Genomic DNA, 16493 nt, shown 5'->3' on the forward strand with positions numbered 1-16493 from the left:
GCGGAGCCGGCGGTGGCGTGCGGATGCCCGCCATCCCCCCGGATAGCGGTCCAATGAATAACAGGTGGTGGCGAACAGCGCCCCAGGACGGCGGCCACGGTCACGAACGCGGTCGCGGCACGCCGCCCGGCGTGGGTTCGCGCCCCGCCGGGGTCATCCCCGTCGCGGCCCTCCCCCGGTGCTGGCGGTGCTGGTGGTCCTGGCTTGGTGCTGGTGGTCCTGGCTGGTGCTGGTGGTCCTGGCTGGTGCTGGTAGTGCTGGTGCTGGCGGCCCGGACGAGGGCGGCGGCGGGCCGACCGGGGGGCGTCGGGTCGGTCATGACGCCCGCCGTGCCGACCGCCGATCCCCCGGACCTGTCAGGCCGCGCAGTCCGAGCAGACGATGCGGCGTGGATCCGCCAACTGGCTGCGGTGCTGCACCAGAAAGCACTGGGTGCAGGTGAACTCGTCCGCCTGCCGAGGAAGCACCCGCAGCGACAGTTCCTCGTCGCGGACCTCGGCGTCGGGCAGGTCCAGTTCGGCCTCGAGGGCGTCCATGTCGTCCCCGAGGTCCGCCGCAGCGCCCGCGCGCTGCGCCTTGAGCGTCTCCAGGCTCTGCTCCTGGAGCTCGTCCTCCTCGACATCCGTGCTTCGCCGAGCGTCGAAGTCACGAGCCATGCGTCTCCTTCCTTTCCCTGCCGTCGTTCCCCAGGGGTTATGCCAACCCGCGGGTAGTGGTTCCCGCCGAACACGGGGAGCCATTCAACACGGCACCCCGGGACATCGGCTGGCTACGGTACGCAATAACCCCGAGGATGGGGGATGCAGTGCCTTATGTCCGCATTTCCCGGTGCCTCCGCCACATCCAAGGGTCCCGGCCGGAACGCGGATCTCCAAAGCCGAGCGAAGGATACGGGGCGCAACCGCGTCAGGCCAGACAGGGGGCCGTCGGCGCGGTGTCGCTCCCACCACATTCACGACCGGACGTCACGACCCGGGCGGATCGCCTCCATCCCGATCGATGCGGCACCGTACACCATTCGGGCCCGGGGGCAGCGCCGGGTGGTCGGTGGATGGCGCACGCACACCAGGCGGGGTTGCCCCGCCCCGGGGCGAGGCCTCAGAGGTAGAGACCGGCGAGCCCGTCGTCGAGCCGCTCGGCCGCGACGGCGTGCAGGTCCCGCTCCCGCAGCAGAACGTAGGTGGTCGAGTGCAGCTCGACCTCGGCGCGGTCCTCGGGGTCGAACAGCACCCGGTCACCGACCTGGATGGTCCGCACCGCGGTACCGACCGCGACCACGTCGGCCCACGACAACCGCTTGCCCATGTGCGCGGTCGGCGGGATGACGATGCCGGCCTTCGACCGCCGGTCCACGGCGTCCTCCCGGGGCTCGACGAGCACCCGGTCGTGGAGAAGCCTGATCGGCAACGCCCCGGCCTGCATGACCCCCGCCTGGGTGCCCGCCCCGGCCACGCCACCGACCCCGTTGACACCGCCGGACACAACGCTCACAGGGCGGACACTACCCGCCCGCGCCGGGCGCGCGGCACCCCCGGCGGTCTTTACGTGCGGACGGGCGCACCGTGCGCGCGCCCGGCGGATGGGGACACCGTCCATCTCGGACTGACCGCCGGCGCCCCTCCGCCTTCCGCGCCGCCCTGGTCCCGGCGTCCGTGGTCCCGGCGTCCGTGGTCCCGGCACGCCGACCCGGATCGACATCGTGCGACCGATTGACCTGGGGTAACGAGTTGATGCACGCAATCGGCGTTGCCGGCATCGCGCACTATCGGCGCAGAGCCCTCCGAAACCTCCCCGGATGGGGAATGGTCCCCCAACGGGGTATAAGCTGCCGCCCATCGCTGCCCGGGCTGGCGCTGACGGGCGGCGTGCCGTGGCACCTCTCGATCGTCCGTTGGCGCCCAGGTAACCGTCGGCACGTAACGAACCTCAGGGATGGGGCACCACCATGGCATTGCGCATCAGTGTCGATCTCGATGGTCTGCGCTGGGCCGATCTGTTCCGCTTCGTCGATCTGGCCCGCAACGGTGGGATCAGTGCGGAGGATCAGGTCGACGTCATCACCTACGGCAGCGACCCGATGTCGGTCAGCCTCTCCGCCCGCATCTACCCGGCGACCGAGAGCTTTCTGGCCTCGGAGCAGCCGGACGCGTCCGGTGATGGTCTGCGCGGTGCCCCGCTCTCGATCGCCCCCGGTAGCGCCACCCCCAACGGCTCGGGATTCGCTTACGACGGAGGTTCCGCCGAGCGGAACGCCGGCCAGAACGGCACGCATTACCCCGCGTTCGACAACGGCCAGGATCGCGCCGGCGCGGCGGGCGGGGGCAACCTGCCGCCGTACGGTCCCGGTTACGACGCGCCGACCGACCGAGGTGGGCCCGCGCCCGGTGGCCATTACCCCGCCTTCGACGGCCAGCCCGACCGGATGTCACCGAACGGTGGCGGTCAGTTCGCGGGATTCGAGCCATTTGATCGATCCGGACCGGGCAAGGAGCCCGGAGGTGCCCCCGGGCAGGTCGAAAGTCCCTACATCGAGGAATTCGCCCGCCTTCAGGAGGGCCTGATGCGCCAGGTTCGGCGCACCGACGAGGTCCGGCCGGACCGTTCCTGATCAGCGATTAGCCCCGTCGCGCCGCCGCGATTCCCGGGCCCCGGCCGGGAGGTGACCGCGCACCCGTCCGCCAGGCGGCCCGCCACCATGCTCACGGCAGGTGAGGAGGAGAAGACCGTCAGCGTCGCCCCGTGCCGCCCATCGGACGCGGACCGTGAGTCAGCCGTGACGGCACCCTCCATGGTTCTACGCCGTTCGCACCCTCTCGCCCGCTATGGTGCATGCTGCCTGTGATGGACGATCCGCGCCTTGCCGACGTCGAGCAATATCACGGGCGTTTGCGCTCCGAGCTCGACGTCATCGCGCGTGGGCCCGTTCTGGTCGGCCCGAAGATCATTGAGCACATCCATTCCCTGATCACGCTCATTGATCTGCACCAACCGAACGAATTTGATCTCTGCCTGAGCTGCGACCGGCTCTGGCCCTGCGCCTCGATCATCGCCATCACCGGTATCTCGCAGGACGCCGGAGACGGCGCCCACAACGGCGAGGCCGAGTCGGGCTACGACGAGCCCGGGGCCGAGAGCGGCGCCCTCGCGGCCGCCCACGCCGCCGCACCCGACACCGGCCGACCGCCTCCCCCGCCGCCTGCCGGCTACGACGACCGGGAGCACAGCCGGGACGACCGCTCCGACCGCGGAGCCGAAGACCAGCGCTTCGGTGAGCCACGGTTCGGTGACCCGAGGTCCAGTGGGCCGCGGTTCGACGAGCCGAGGTTCGACGGCCAGCGGCCGGACGACCGGCGGTTCGCCCCCCAGAGCGTCGACGACCAGAGCCTGCACGACCGAAGCTTCGACGATCCGCGATCCGAGGACCGAGGCTTCGACGACCGGCGGCCCGAGGACCGAGGCTTCGACGACCGGCGGCCCGAGGACCGAGGCTTCGACGACCGGCGCTTCGACGATCACAGTGCGGGCGGTCGGCCCCAGGAGGGTCGCCCGCACGCCGGCCGGGACCGCGACGATCGCGGCATCGCAACCCACCCGGACGCAGGGCGGGACCGCGGTCACGTCCCGCAGCCGGGTCCGGGCCGTCCCCCGATGGACGTCGCGGCGCAATCGCGCCAGCCGGCCCTGCCGGGCACCCGACCCGCCGGCCCGCCGCCGCCCGCCCGCCCCGGCCCGCCCACGCCCACGCCGCCGCCCTCGGTGCCAGGTCGGCCTGGCGGCACGCTGCCGGCGGTCGCGGCGTACGGCGGAACCATGCCCGGCGACGTCGACCGGTCCCCGGACCGCACCCGTGACGGCTATGCCGACTACCCGCCGGCGGTCGCGGCCGGGCAGCCGACCCCGGCCCGGCCGACGGGGCCCGCGCCGCGGATCCCGGCACCGCCCGGCATGCCCCGCCCGAGCGGCGCGACCCCCAGGCTGCCCGGGATCAACGATGCGGGCCGACGACCGACCGCGGAAGTCGGCCGCAACGACGGGTCCTCGGGACGCCACTACGCGCCCCACCCCAACGGCACTGCGCCCCACCCCAACAGCACTGCAGCCCATCCGTCGGCCGGCGCGCCGAACCTGCCCGGCACCACGCCGCCCTCCCCGGGGACGCCGCGCCAGCCCGGGGCACCCGGTTTCGCACCGGCGCCCACGGCGGCGAGCAGGCCGTCCTCGGCGCAGCCGCGGGCCACGGGCGCGTTCCCAGTCGCCGGGGAAGCCGGCCGGGAGCGACCGGACGAGTACGGCTCGGCGCTGCCGGGCCTGGCGCCCCCCGCGCCTGCCGCCGGCCGACCGGGCCGAGCGGCCGATGTGCCGGCGCGCCCGACCGGCGCTCAGCCCCGGTTGGCGGGCGGCCAGCGGCCGGACGGGCCGCCGGACGCCTTCCCGAGTCAGCCCTTGCCGGTCGATCACAGCGCGCCGCCCGGATATCCCGATCGGGTGTCCGTGCCGGCGTCCCGGCCCGCACCGCCGATCTCCGGCCCGGTCGAGATGGCGTCGGCGCGGGCGAACGGCACCTGGTCGCCACCCCAGCACGCGCAGCAGGCTCGCGCCGCCGGCCCGGCGGCCCGCGGGCCGGTGGACGGCCCGGGCGAGCCCGGACGCCCGGACGGACCGGGCGCCCCCGGCCGAGCTGAGGGGCCGCGCATGCGGGCCAATCCGGGAGCTGGTCCGAACCACGAGGGATCGCGGCTCCCCCCGGGCCGCGTCGGAGGCGACGGCCCAGCCGGCCTCCGCCAGCCCCTGCCGCCAGGCGCCGACCACGAACGGTCCGTCACGCTCGGCGGTGGCCCGCCGCACCGCGGCGACGCCCCGCCCGAGCGTCGGCCCGCGGGCTGGCACACGGACGGCGATCTGCCCGGTCGTCCCGGGCAGGACGGCCCCGGCTGGGCGGGCCCGGACCCGCGGGAGCGGCGGGGCCGAGGGCAGACACCTGCGCCGGACCGGGCAGGACCCCCCACCGGCGCGCCCCCACCGAACGGCCGATCGCCCTACGCGGCGCCCGCCGGAAGCCCGGCAGGCGTGGTGGCGGGTGCGGAACGCCCGGGGAGTCCCGGCCGCGGCCGTCCGCTCGGGGCGGGCGGTTCCGGCACGCCGAACCCGCCGGGCCGCGGGCCGGATCCCCGCCCGGGGCGCCCCGGGCGGGCCGAGCCGCCTCGCCGGCCGGGTGGCCAGCCGGATCGGTCCGGGACCGCGTCGGCTCGGGAGGCCGAGCTGTCGGCGGCGGCCGCGCGCATCGACCAGGCCCAGGTAGACGAGGTGACCCAGGCCTGGTTGGCACGCCGCGAATCCGTGCTGGACGGCATCGACGTCATCTGAGCCCCCGGCAGACCCCGCTGCGCCGCATGCCGAGCCGTGTCCCGCGGCGCGTCGTTGCCCCGGATGGCCACGCCGCGCGGTATCCAGATGCGGCACGTGGTCGTCAAGGCGACCGAGGGCCACGGACGGTGCAGGTTTGAGGTGGCGAGCGGTGTGGCACGTACGCGTCGCCGGGCAGCTCGCCTGGCGCGAGGACGGCAACGGACGACGGAGTTGTCCCGCCCGATTTCACGGAAGGTGAGGCGTGGCCGAAGCACTGACCGCACGCTTCGACCTGCCCGCCGATCCTCGCGCCGCCGGCCGGGCCCGCCGTCTGGTCGCCGAACTGCTCGTCGCCTGGAGCCGCCCCGAGACCGTCGAGGTCGCGCAGCTACTCGTCAGCGAGGTCGTGACCAACGCCGTGCGGTTCGTCGGCGACCGGGAGGCGCTGTGCCTGACCGTCGAGCTGCAGGCCGACCGGATCCGCATCGCCGTCGACGACGGGACCGCGCAGCATCCGGCGCTGAAGCCCGCGGGGGAGGACGACGAGTCCGGACGGGGCATGCACCTGGTCGCCGCGCTGGCGCTGCAGTGGGGTGTCGTCGACATCCTGGACGAGCAGGGGCCGGGCAAGCAGGTCTGGTTCGATCTCCCCCGCCAGCCGGATCCGCCCCGCCAGGAGGAATCGCTGGAGGCGGCCTGCGGCTCCTGACGGAGTCCCGAACGCCACCCGGCACCAATCACCCGAAGAAGTGTAAAAGCGGCTTTTCTGCCACATATCTCTGACATGTCTCGCACGTGGCCCCGCGGGGCACCGCCCATGTGGCCATCACCGGCACCATTGGATGATTTGTCCGCTCCATGCGCCGACGACCGGAGTTAGTCAGGCCGACAATGCGGATGCTTCAGGTGTTGTTCAGGCAACTCGCGTACCGTGACCTGCGTCTCCATCGTCACGACCGTGACCACTGCTCCGGCCCTACGGGGGTTGTCATAGAGATCCCGGTCCTGCTCGGCGCGGAGAGCGCCACCGTACCGACCGACCAGCCCGAGACGCTGCCCCACCAGCGCCGCCGCCCGGCCAGGCCCGAGGGTGCCGGGGCCGTGCTGGTGGAGCACCCGGCCGGTGTCACCGACCCCGACCGTCACGTCTTTCACGAGCCCCTCGCGGTCGGCTTGGCACGGTCCCGGCGCCGGCCCCTGGTCTGCGGGATCGTCGTCGCGGCACTGCTGGTCGTGCTGGCGGTGCGCTTCCGCGGGGACGCCGTCTCCCGGCTGTCCGGGGTGCCCGCCCCGCGGTGGCACTGGCTCGCCGCGTGCGCCTGCTGCACGGCGCTGTTCTACGTCGCCAACGGCCTGTCCATGCGGGCGGCCAGCGGCCTGCGGGTGGAGCTGCGCACGGTGACGGGCGTCCAGGTGGCGGCCGCGGCGACGAACCGGATCGTCCCCGCCGGCCTCGGCGCCATCGCGGTCCATCTGCGGTTCCTGGAGAAGCGCGGGATGACCCGGCCCGCGGCGCTCGCCGCCATCGCGTCGATCAAGGGTGCCGGCGCGATCACCCACCTGGCCGGCATCGTCATCGTGGCCGGGACACTCAGCGGTTCGGGGATCGGCGAGGCGGTGGTCAGCCCCGTCCGGTCCACCCTCGACGGGATCGGCGCGGGGCCGGTCCTGCTCGGCTGCGTGGTCGTCTGCGCGCTCGTGACCGGGACCGTCGCCCACCCGCGGGTGCGGGTGATGGCGCGGCCCGCCGTCCGGGCGTTCCGCGCCCACGTGTCGGTCCTCGCGCACTCCCCCGGACGCACCACGGTCCTGTTGCTGTCCCAGGCCGGCACCCGCCTGTTCCAGATCCTGGCGCTGGCCTGCACGGTCTGGGCGTTCGGGGCCAGCATCTCGGTGATGGCGGTGGCCACCGTCTACCTCGTCGGCTCCATGGTGGCCGGCGCGGCGCCGACGGCCGGCGGGGTAGGCGCGCTCGAACCCGCGCTGGCCTTCGGGTTGGCGGCCGCCGGCGGCGACGCGGCGACCATGCTCGCCGCCGTCCTCGTCTACCGGGTGATCAGCTTCTGGTTGCCGGTCCTGCCCGGAATCGTCGCCCTAGCCGGCCTGCGGCGCAGCGGGAACCTGTAACGCGCCGGCCCGGGGCGCCGGGCGTCGCGACGTGGATCAGGTCAGGTCAGGCGGGCAGGTTGAGGGCCTCGACCACCGGCGCCTCGTGCTCGTGGCCGAGCACCGACAGCCCGCCCGCGGCCAGCACGAGGTACGCCCCGGCCCGGGGCGGCAGGCCGAGCCAGCGGGCGACGAGCACCCGCAGCATGTGCCCGTGCCCGACGAGCGCGACGTCGCCGCGCCTCAGCCAGGGGCGCAGCCGGCCCAGCACCGCGTCGGCACGCGCGCCGACCTGTTCGACGGTCTCGCCGCCGGGCACCGGCGCGGTCCACACCGTCCAGCCGGGCACTGTCTCGCGGATCGTCGCCGTGGTGATCCCCTCGTAGCCGCCGTAGTCCCATTCGACCAGGTCGTCCCAGCTCTCCCGCTCGGTCTCGGGGGTGGCGACCAGGCCGGCGAGGTCGGCGGTGCGGCGAGCCCGAGCCCGCGGGCTGGTCGCGACGAGCCTGAAGGACCACGTCGACAGCCGGGCGGCCTGCCCGGCGGCCTGGCGTTCCCCCTCGGCGGTGAGCTCGACATCCGTGCGGCCGGTGTGCCGACCGAGCCGGCTCCACTCGGTCTCCCCGTGGCGCAGCAGCACCACTCGGCCCGGCGGAACCTGTGCGGTCATCCGCGGCGGGACGACCGGTGCCGACGGCGCCGGACCCCGCCGGCGAACAGCAGCAGGCCCCCGCCGACCAGTGCCACCCGATCCCACCGCACGACCCGCACGAGGGTGACGCCGCCCTGGGACAGCCGGTTCGCCCCGGGCCCGCCGACCTGGCCGCCGCCGGGGACCAGCNCCCCGCCGGCCGCGGCGCCGGATCCCGCCGGTAGCTGCGGTGCACCCGGCCCCGGGCCGAGCCCGAGCGCGGGACCGTAGCGCTGCCGCAGCTCGGCAGCCTTGATCCGAAGCTGCTCCTGAGTGCGTTCGGCGATCCGGCGTGGGCTGACGATCTCGGCGATCGAGTCGATCGTCTCGGCCAGTTCGGCGCGGGTCTCCTCGATCTGCCGCTGGATGACGGCCGGGTCCTGCGGCACGAATGTTGCCCTCTCGTCCGGTGCGGATGGCGGCGGTCACGGTGCGCGCCGATCACTCGCCGCCGCACCGCGGACGTCCCCGCCAGGCGCGGCCCTGTCGGGTGTGACTCCGTCAGGTGCGGCCCTGTCGGGTGCCGCCCTGCCGGATGCGACCCCCTCGGGTGCGGCCGGCCTGTTCCGATCGTGCCAGACCGATCACCCCCCGGCGAGGCGAAACGTCGAGTGGTCGCCAGGAGGTCTCTCACGTTTATCCACGCGTGCCGGCTTGCCCCCACTTCGGCGCCTGCCCCGCCCGCCATCCCCGGCCCACCTCCGCGGATCAGCCCAGGCCGTCGACCGGCTCGCCGACGCCGGCCCAGACTGACCGGGGATCGTGAGTCGCCGGACATTACGCTGATGGCTGTGCGCGGCGGTCGGCAACGGTCTGACCCGGGAGGGCATCGCCCCGGGCCGACCAGTCCTGACCCCCTGCACCCACGCGATCCCCCGCACCCGCGGCGCGGCGGGGTGCTCACCGACGCGATCCCCCGCGGCACACTCGCGGGAGCCGCGTTCGCGGTGCCGGCGGTGGCCTGGGCGCTCCTCGCCCACCTACCGCTGGCCGGCCAGGCACCGCCGCCCGGCCGGCTGCTCCTCGTCGTGTTGGCCGCCGTCCTGCTCGCCGCCGCGGCCGAAATCATCCGATCGGCCGTGGCCGCCTGCCAGGCCGCCCCCGGGGCCCGTCGCCAGCATGACCCGCGCCAGCATGACCCGCGCCGACGGATCGGCGGGCCACGGTCGTTCGGCGGTCTGCTCGCCGTCCAGGGCCTCCTGCACGCGGCGCTCGCCGCCGCCGGCTGCGGGGCCGCGCCGCGGACTGCGCGGGGCGATCCCCTGTTCGGCCTGCTCCTCTGCCACGACAGCCAGGCCGGGGCCGCGTCGGCGGCGCACACCACGGGGGCGGTGGTCGGCCCGGCGCTTCACCCCGGGCTGACGCACGTCGATCCGGCGCTGCTGGCGGCCGCCCGCCGGGTCTCCGCCGGGGCCGGATCGGGCCACGCGCCCGCCGCGGGGCATCAGCACCTCGGTGGCCTGGCCGCTCTCGGCTCCGGGTCCGCCTCGGCCGCCGCCGTCGCGCTGGCGATGCTGCTGACCCACACCTTGGCAGCGGCGTTGATGTTCTGGTGGGCCCGCCGCGGCGCGGAGGTGCTGGCCGCCGCCGGTCGGCTGCTGGCTCGCCGGCTGCCCGCCCTACCGGCGGCCCCGCCGGCCCCGATGCCGGCCCCGCGGCTCGTGCGGCCCCGGCGAGCCCGGTCGGTGGGACGGCCGCGCCTGGCGTTGCTGCGTCACGCCGTCGCCCGGCGCGGCCCGCCGACGCCGCTCGCCAGCAGATCGTTCCGGGATGCGCCGTGGCGGGTCGCAGCGGTCTAGCCCCGCTGCGCCGCGGGCCGGGCAGGGCACCGCGCCGTCGCCTGTGCCATCGCCGCACGTCCCCGTTCCGTCCCGTCAGCCCGTCATCCACCGCGTCCGCGGCGATCACCTTTGATCACGCTCGCCGCCGGCCGGTGGCGATCCCGCGCGCCTGCGGCGCCCGCTCCTGGAGTGTCATGTCCCTGATCCGTCCCCGTCGCGAGGCATCCATCCGCCTCGGGCGGTCCCCCTCCCGCCACGCGGTTCCGCCTGCTCCGCCGTCCCCCCCGGCCGGGCCGCCCTCGCAAACCCAATCCTCCCCGGCCGTCCAGCCGTCCCCGGCCGTCCAGTCGTCCCCGGCCGTCCAGTCGTCCCCGGCCGTCCAGTCGTCCTTTGCCGCTCAGCCGTCGCCGCCGGCCGGTCGGCGCCGGTCGAGGCGGCTGATCGGCGTTCTTGGGTCGGCGTTGGCCGTCTCGTCGCTGTTGCTGGTCACCGCCTGCGCCGGTTCCGGAACGAACAACGGGGTGACCATCGTCGACGCGGGCGACGGCGACAACGACGGGTTGCACGGCACCGTCCCGGCGCAGCGGCTGGCCAAACCCGCCCTGAACCTGACCGACACCGAAGGGCGCCCCTTCGACCTGCGAGAACGGACAAAGGGAAAAATCACCCTGCTGTTCTTCGGCTACACGCACTGCCCCGATGTCTGCCCGACGACGATGGCGGACATCTCCTCCGCACTCACCGAGGTCAAACCGGACGTACGGCAGCAGATCGCGGTCGTTTTCGTGACGTCCGATCCTGATCGGGATACCGGGCCGGTTCTCAGTCGTTGGCTTAGGCAGTTCGACGCGACCTTCATCGGGGTCCGTGGCACGTTCGACCGGATCCGCACCGAGGCCGAGGCCCTGGGCGTCCCCCTGGAGAAGCCCGAGGTTCAGGCCGACGGTTCCGTTCTGGTCACCCACGGCTCCCAGGTGATCGCGTTCTCCCGGGACGACCGGATCCGCGCGCTGTACCTGGCGGGCACGGGCGTCCAGGCCTACATCGACGACCTGCCCAAGCTGACCGCCGAGCGGTCCGGACCAGAAGCCCGGTAATGAACACGATCGCCTACCGCCTCACCACGCCGACGCAGCCGGCGAGCCGGGGCATCTCCACCGTCCTGCGCCTGGCCCTCGGCGTCGTCTGGCTCGTCGCCGGCCTGCTGAAGGTCAACGATCCGGACGGCATGCTGCGCTCGGTGCGGGCATTCCGCATCCTGCCCGAGGCGCTGGTGCAGCCGGTGGCCTATGGCGTGCCGTTCCTGGAGATCGCCCTCGGCGTGCTGCTCATCGTGGGACTCGCGGTGCGGGTGACCGCGCTGCTGTCGGCGCTGATGTTCGCCGCCTACATCACGGCCATCGTCTCGGCGGCGGCCCGCGGCCTGCGCATCGACTGCGGCTGCTTCTCCTCCGGTGGCGACCTGACGGCCGACGCCCCCACGCACTACACCTCCGAGCTGGTCCGCGACAGCCTGCTGCTCGCCGCGGCCGCGCTGCTCGCCTGGCGGCCCGGTGGTTATCTCGCCGTGGACCGCATCCTCGACAAGCCGGTCAACGACCGTTCCAGGAGTGACACAGATGGCCTCGAATTCTAAGACCCGCGGCAAAGGCGGGAACGGCCGCAACACCCCGACCTCGACCAAACCCGCGGCCCGTCCCGGCTCCGGTTCCGGCGGCGGCTCCGCCCCCCGCGGCGGCTCCGGCCCTGGCGGCGGCGTCCGTGGCGGCACCGGGGCGAACTCCGCGGCAGGGTCGAACTCCGCGGCAGGGGCCGGCGGCGGGACGGGCCCGGCCCGGCGGGGCAAGGCGAGCGCCGAGGACCGGCGGGCGAAGGCCGCCGCCGCCCGCGCCGCGGCGGCGGCCCAGGAGCGGCGGCGCCGCAACCTGATCGTCGCTGGGGTGGTCGTCGTGGCGCTCATCGTCGCCGGCGTGATCGGCTTCGTCGTGCAGAACTCGCGGGAGGAGTCGAAGCCGGTCGTGCTGCCGGCCGCGGCCACCGGGAGCCACAACGGCATCATCGTCGGCCAGGCGTCCGCCCCCGTGACGGTGGACATGTACGAGGACTTCCAGTGCCCCGCCTGCGAGGCGCTGGAGACGCAGACCGGCCCGACGATCCGCACCCTGCTCGACCAGGGCAAGATCAAGATCGATTATCACGTGATGTCGTTCCTCGGTCCCGAGTCGAAGCGGGCGGCGAACGCGGCGGCCGCTGCGGCGAACGAGGGCAAGTTCCGCCAGCTTCACGACGTCCTCTACGCCAACCAGCCGAAGGAGCACACCGGCGGGTTCACCAAGGACACGCTGCTCACGCTCGGCGCCAAGGCCGGCCTGACCTCGCAGGCCTACAAGGACGCCGTCGACAAGGGCACCTACGACGGCTACGTCGCCAAGGTCGACGGCGACGCGTCGAAGGCCGGCGTCACGGCGACGCCGACCGTCCTCGTCGGCGGCAAGCAGCTCTCCGGCACCCAGCTCACCCCCGACGGCTTCCGCGCCGCCGTCACCGCCGCGAGCTGACCCCGACGCCCCCACCAGGGCGTCCGGCCAGGGCAACCGACCAGACAACCGACCAGCCCGCGCCGCCCCGGCCGTCTCCTCCCCTCGGACGAGACGGCCGGCCGCGGCTGCGTGGCCCACCCCCCGGCCACGGCGGACGGGGGTGGTTTGCCGTTCCGCGCAGGCCACGACTACTTTTCGGGCCATGACTGAGACCGCCAGCGCCGCCCGTCTCGCCCCCGGCGACCCCGCTCCCGAGTTCACGCTGCCCGACGCCGACGGCAACGAGGTGTCGCTGTCGTCGTTCCGGGGCCGTCGCGTCGTCGTCTACTTCTACCCGGCCGCGTCGACGCCGGGCTGCACGAAGCAGGCGTGCGACTTCCGGGACAGCCTCGCCCAGCTCAACGACGCCGGCATCGACGTCCTCGGGATCTCCCCCGACAAGCCGGCGAAGCTGGTGAAGTTCCGCGACAACGAGTCGCTGACGTTCCCGCTGCTGTCCGACCCGGAACGCAGCGTCCTGGCCGCCTACGGCGCGTTCGGCGAGAAGACGATGTACGGNAAGAAGACCGTCGGCGTGATCCGCTCGACGTTCGTCATCGGCGCCGACGGAAAGGTCGAGGTGGCCCAGTACAACGTCCGCGCGACCGGCCACGTCGCCAAGCTCCTGCGCGACCTCAACCTCGCCGCCGCCTGACCGCCCGCGCCGCACCCGGCCGCCCGGACCAGCTCACCGGCCGACCAGACTAGCTCGCCGGCCGCAGATCCCAGCGCAGTAGCACGTTCTGCGGCCGGCGCGGGTCGACCAGCACCGGGATGCGCCGCGGCCGGCCGGACGAGGCGATCGCCGCGCGGCTGAGATCCATGTCCGCGTCGGGCAGCACCGCGCTGCGCACCACCGAATACGGCGCACCCCCCGGCCGATCGACGAGCAGGTGCACCTCGGCGACGGCCCGCCCGTTCACCCGCACGCCGGTGTCACACACCGTGTCGACGGTCGCGGTCGTCGCCTGCCCGGAGTGGATCAGCGTCAGCGCCCGGTTGCGTTCGAGCAGGGCACGCTGGGCGGCGTGCCGGGGCCCGGACCGCCCCAGTCGGGACACGGTCCGCGCGGCCCCGTCGGCCGCCGCCGCGTCCCCCGCCGTCGGATGCCCACCAGGAGAAGCGTCGGCAGCGGCGAGATGCCGGCGGGCGGCTCGAGCTTCGTCGCCCCGGTCGGCGGCACCCGCGCGCACACCGCCCGAGCCGCTCTCCCCCTCGGCGACCGAGGTACCAGCGGTAGCGGCCGGCACATCGTCCGAGCCGGACCCGTCACCAGCGACGGACCCGTCACCAGCGACGTCGACGACCACATCGGCCATGGATGTGGGCGGAGTATCTGTGGGGCCGGTGCCGGACGAGCCGGTGCCGGACGAACCGGTGGTAGCGGGAACGGCGGTGTCGGTGGACGCGGCGGTGCCCGGGGCCTCCGTCGTGGTCATCTGTTGTCGTCTCCCAGTCGTCCTCGCGCGGACCGGCGCACGCATCAGCCTGCCGCCGGGCGGCCGCCCGTGCGGGTCGGGCTGGCGACAGCGAAGCCGCCGCGCCTGTCGGCAAGGCGACCGTCGGACGAACGAAGGTGGCCGACGACGCGAACCCTGTTGACGGCCCGGTATGTGTCCGGCTCCCCTCTCCCCAAACCTCCCGAATCCCGACGAGACGCATCTGGACCGGCGTCGCAGCCCACGGTGACCGCCGATCGACGCTTCGGAGAACCGCCATGCCACCGTGGTGCCGGGCCTCGCTACCCTGGAAGCCACGCGGGAGTGGCGGAATGGCAGACGCAGCAGGTTTAGGTCCTGCCGCCCTAGGGCGTGGGGGTTCAAGTCCCCCCTCCCGCACCCCGTTCCCAGGAGCGCTACGCGCCAGGGATGAGGCCCGCGACGAGGAAGATGGCGGGGCGACGAAGTCCGCGCCGCTGCCCGGGAGAACCGGGGGGCCTACGCGCGCCGACGCCGTTCCGCGGCAGCTCGGGCACCTTCGAGATTGGCCTGGAACGTCGCGATGAAAGGATGCCCCCGGTCCAGGACCCGCTCCGCGTCGGCCAGGGTCCGCTCGAACAGGGCGATCGCCTGCTCCACCCGCCCCACCGCCTTATAGGCGTAGGCGAGGTTGTTCCGCGAGACCAGGGTGTCCGGATGATCGGGGCCGAGCCCGGTGGCATCGAGGGTCAGGCCGCGGTGGAGGTAGTCGAGGGCGACGTCCGGACGGCCGTGATGCTCCAGGTACAGGCCGGTGCGGTCACACAGCCACGAGACCTCGCGGGCCGTAGGGTCGTCCCAGCGGCTGTCGTCACCGTCGAGCACCGTCCGGACATGGGGCAGCAGCTCCCGCCACCGCGGCCAGCCCGCCGGATCTCGCACGTCGGCGGGCAGGGTTGCGGCGAGCAGCCGTACCACCACGGCGGTGGTCGCCGTCCGCTCCGGCACGGCCATCGCCGCCTGGGTCGCGGCGGCGACCAGCCGGTGCACCGTCAGCGCCGGCCCGTCGCGGCGGGCCAGGCTGTAGCCGACCAGTGCCCCGACCGTGTCCGCCCACTGCACCGGATCCCCGGCCGCCTGGCGCACCGGCCCGTCCGGCAGCGCGTCCACAGCGCTGGTGAACAGGTCCAACGGAACCGGATCGGGTCCGCAGACCGCGCACAGCTCCAGAAGCACGGCGGCTTCCGGCCGTTCCGCCCGTAGGCGGCTGGTCGACAGCTCCCACAGGTTCGCCACCGTCACCCCGGGCCGGTCCGCCACCCGCCCCCGGCCCACCATGTCCCCGAGCCGACGGGCCAGCAGATTTGCATATTCCCCGGCGGGCATTCCGGTCTGACGCAGGTAGCCGGCCGCCTGTTCCAGCGCCAGCGGCAGGTAGCCCAGCAGCTCCGCGATCCGCCCCGCCACCGCCGCGTCCAGCGACCCGACCCGCCCGGTCAGCAGACTCACCGCCTCGTCCGGGCTGAACTCCCCGACCTCCACCCCACCGCCGGCGACCCCGACCAACCGGGACGTGACCAGCAGCCGCCCCCACGGATCAGCCGGCCGCAACGGCCCCACCACCGCCACACCCGCGCCATCCACACCTGCGCCATCCAGGTCCTCGACGTTGTCGAGAACGAGCAGCCATCGAAGCCGCCGACGACGCAGCTCCCCGGCCACCGCCGGCCACTGCGCCCCGTCGGCCAGCCCCAGCTCCACCCCCAGCGCGGCCACCTGGCCGGCGATCAGCTCCGGGTCCTGCGCACTCACCCACCACACCACATCGAACGAACCCATCTGCCGGTAGGCGAACTCCACCGCCAACGCGCTCTTGCCCACGCCACCCGAGCCGTGCACCGCGCACACCGCCGCCGAACCCCGCGCCGCCAACTCCTTCGCCACCGCAGCAAGCTGCTGTTCCCGGCCGACGAACCGGCCCAACCGCGGCGGCACATTCCACACCTCCGGCAGCTCCGCCGGGAACGTCGGCGCCGCCTCCGCCGACCCACCAGCGGAACCGGCGGAACGGGCGGGACCATCGGAACGGGCGGGAGCGGCGGAACGGGCGGGACCGGCCGGACTGCCCTGGGCCGGCAGGCCGGCGGGGAAATCAGGTTCCACCGTCGGCTTGCGCCGCCCGAGCCGGACCATCTCCAGCAGCCGGATCCGGGCCTCCTCCCGCGACACTCCGAACAGGTCCACCGACACCACCTGGCGCAGCAGACCGGGCCGGTCGCAGTCCTCCGCCCGCACGACCAGCAGCCGCTGCTCCGTACCGACGGGGTCAGCAGCCCACGCCGCCTGCCACTCCTCGGTCGCGAACGCCGACTCCAGATAGGCCGCCGACAACACCGCCACCGTCCGCCGGTCATCGCTCAACGCCCGCTGCATCTCACCGACGAAATGCGATCCCGGGCCGAAGTCCCACGCCTGGATCAGCGCCTCATGACCGGCAGCCTCCAACGTCCACGCCACCCACTCCGCCCACCGAACATCCACCCCCGTATACGAGACGAAGAACCGCTGACTC

Annotated in this window: 14 protein-coding genes, 1 tRNA gene and 2 pseudogenes; 11 read left to right on the top strand and 6 right to left on the bottom strand. The window is 74.1% G+C overall.

Annotation, left to right across the window (positions count from 1 at the left end; genetic code table 11):
• Positions 1-356: 356 nt before the first annotated feature.
• Positions 357-656: a DUF4193 family protein gene (locus FF36_RS08050; RefSeq protein ID WP_009740125.1), complete on the bottom strand. Its 300-nt coding sequence runs from the start codon at positions 654-656 to the stop codon at positions 357-359.
• Between the two features lie 442 nt (positions 657-1098).
• Positions 1099-1491 (bottom strand): GroES family chaperonin, encoded by a 393-nt coding sequence (locus FF36_RS08055; protein ID WP_044884356.1) that lies wholly within the window; start codon positions 1489-1491, stop codon positions 1099-1101.
• A 454-nt stretch (positions 1492-1945) separates the two neighbouring features.
• Here FF36_RS08055 and FF36_RS08060 point away from each other — a divergent pair, with 454 nt between their 5' ends.
• From FF36_RS08060 to FF36_RS08075, 4 genes are all read left to right on the top strand, one after another.
• On the top strand, positions 1946-2608 hold the full coding sequence (locus FF36_RS08060; protein ID WP_044884357.1) for a hypothetical protein: 663 nt from the start codon (positions 1946-1948) through the stop codon (positions 2606-2608).
• A 233-nt stretch (positions 2609-2841) separates the two neighbouring features.
• A complete protein-coding gene (locus FF36_RS08065) occupies positions 2842-5364 on the top strand; it encodes a hypothetical protein (protein WP_044884358.1) in 2523 nt (840 codons plus the stop codon).
• Positions 5365-5608: 244 nt separating this feature from the next.
• A complete protein-coding gene (locus FF36_RS08070) occupies positions 5609-6055 on the top strand; it encodes an ATP-binding protein (protein WP_044884359.1) in 447 nt (148 codons plus the stop codon).
• Positions 6056-6243: 188 nt separating this feature from the next.
• A complete protein-coding gene (locus FF36_RS08075; protein ID WP_313949795.1) occupies positions 6244-7473 on the top strand; it encodes a lysylphosphatidylglycerol synthase transmembrane domain-containing protein in 1230 nt (409 codons plus the stop codon).
• Between the two features lie 46 nt (positions 7474-7519).
• Here the strand turns inward: FF36_RS08075 and FF36_RS08080 are convergent, their stop codons facing one another.
• Complete coding sequence (locus tag FF36_RS08080) at positions 7520-8122, bottom strand: histidine phosphatase family protein (protein WP_044884361.1); 603 nt, start codon at positions 8120-8122, stop codon at positions 7520-7522.
• A gap of 172 nt (positions 8123-8294) precedes the next feature.
• A pseudogene (locus FF36_RS37400) lies at positions 8295-8532 on the bottom strand (DUF3618 domain-containing protein); the annotation flags it as partial.
• Between the two features lie 507 nt (positions 8533-9039).
• Here FF36_RS37400 and FF36_RS08090 point away from each other — a divergent pair.
• From FF36_RS08090 to FF36_RS37405, 6 genes and pseudogenes are all read left to right on the top strand, one after another.
• Positions 9040-9942 carry a hypothetical protein gene (locus FF36_RS08090; protein WP_236705649.1) on the top strand — a complete coding sequence of 301 codons (903 nt, stop codon included), beginning with the start codon at positions 9040-9042 and terminating at the stop codon, positions 9940-9942.
• A gap of 503 nt (positions 9943-10445) precedes the next feature.
• Positions 10446-11021: an SCO family protein gene (locus FF36_RS08095; RefSeq protein ID WP_044884363.1), complete on the top strand. Its 576-nt coding sequence runs from the start codon at positions 10446-10448 to the stop codon at positions 11019-11021.
• Complete coding sequence (locus FF36_RS08100; RefSeq protein WP_044884364.1) at positions 11021-11560, top strand: DoxX family protein; 540 nt, start codon at positions 11021-11023, stop codon at positions 11558-11560. Before FF36_RS08095 ends, FF36_RS08100 begins: the two co-directional genes overlap by 1 nt.
• Positions 11544-12482 (top strand): DsbA family protein, encoded by a 939-nt coding sequence (locus FF36_RS08105; protein ID WP_044884365.1) that lies wholly within the window; start codon positions 11544-11546, stop codon positions 12480-12482. Before FF36_RS08100 ends, FF36_RS08105 begins: the two co-directional genes overlap by 17 nt.
• A 184-nt stretch (positions 12483-12666) precedes the next feature.
• A partial coding sequence (locus FF36_RS08110; protein WP_242422372.1) for a peroxiredoxin occupies positions 12667-13022 on the top strand: 356 nt, incomplete at its 3' end.
• 1 nt (position 13023) lies between these two features.
• Positions 13024-13158: pseudogene (locus tag FF36_RS37405) on the top strand (peroxiredoxin); the annotation flags it as partial.
• A 49-nt stretch (positions 13159-13207) separates the two neighbouring features.
• Here the strand turns inward: FF36_RS37405 and FF36_RS37410 are convergent.
• Entirely contained in the window at positions 13208-13942 is a 735-nt protein-coding gene (locus FF36_RS37410) for a hypothetical protein (protein WP_242422373.1), read from the bottom strand.
• A 318-nt stretch (positions 13943-14260) separates the two neighbouring features.
• Between FF36_RS37410 and FF36_RS08120 the strand changes: the two genes are divergently transcribed.
• Positions 14261-14341 (top strand) — tRNA-Leu (locus FF36_RS08120).
• A 99-nt stretch (positions 14342-14440) separates the two neighbouring features.
• Here FF36_RS08120 and FF36_RS37415 read toward each other — a convergent pair.
• A partial coding sequence (locus FF36_RS37415; protein WP_277912834.1) for a tetratricopeptide repeat protein occupies positions 14441-16493 on the bottom strand: 2053 nt, incomplete at its 5' end.

The sequence above is a fragment of the Frankia torreyi genome (assembly GCF_000948395.1).
Lineage (GTDB): Bacteria > Actinomycetota > Actinomycetes > Frankiales > Frankiaceae > Frankia > Frankia torreyi.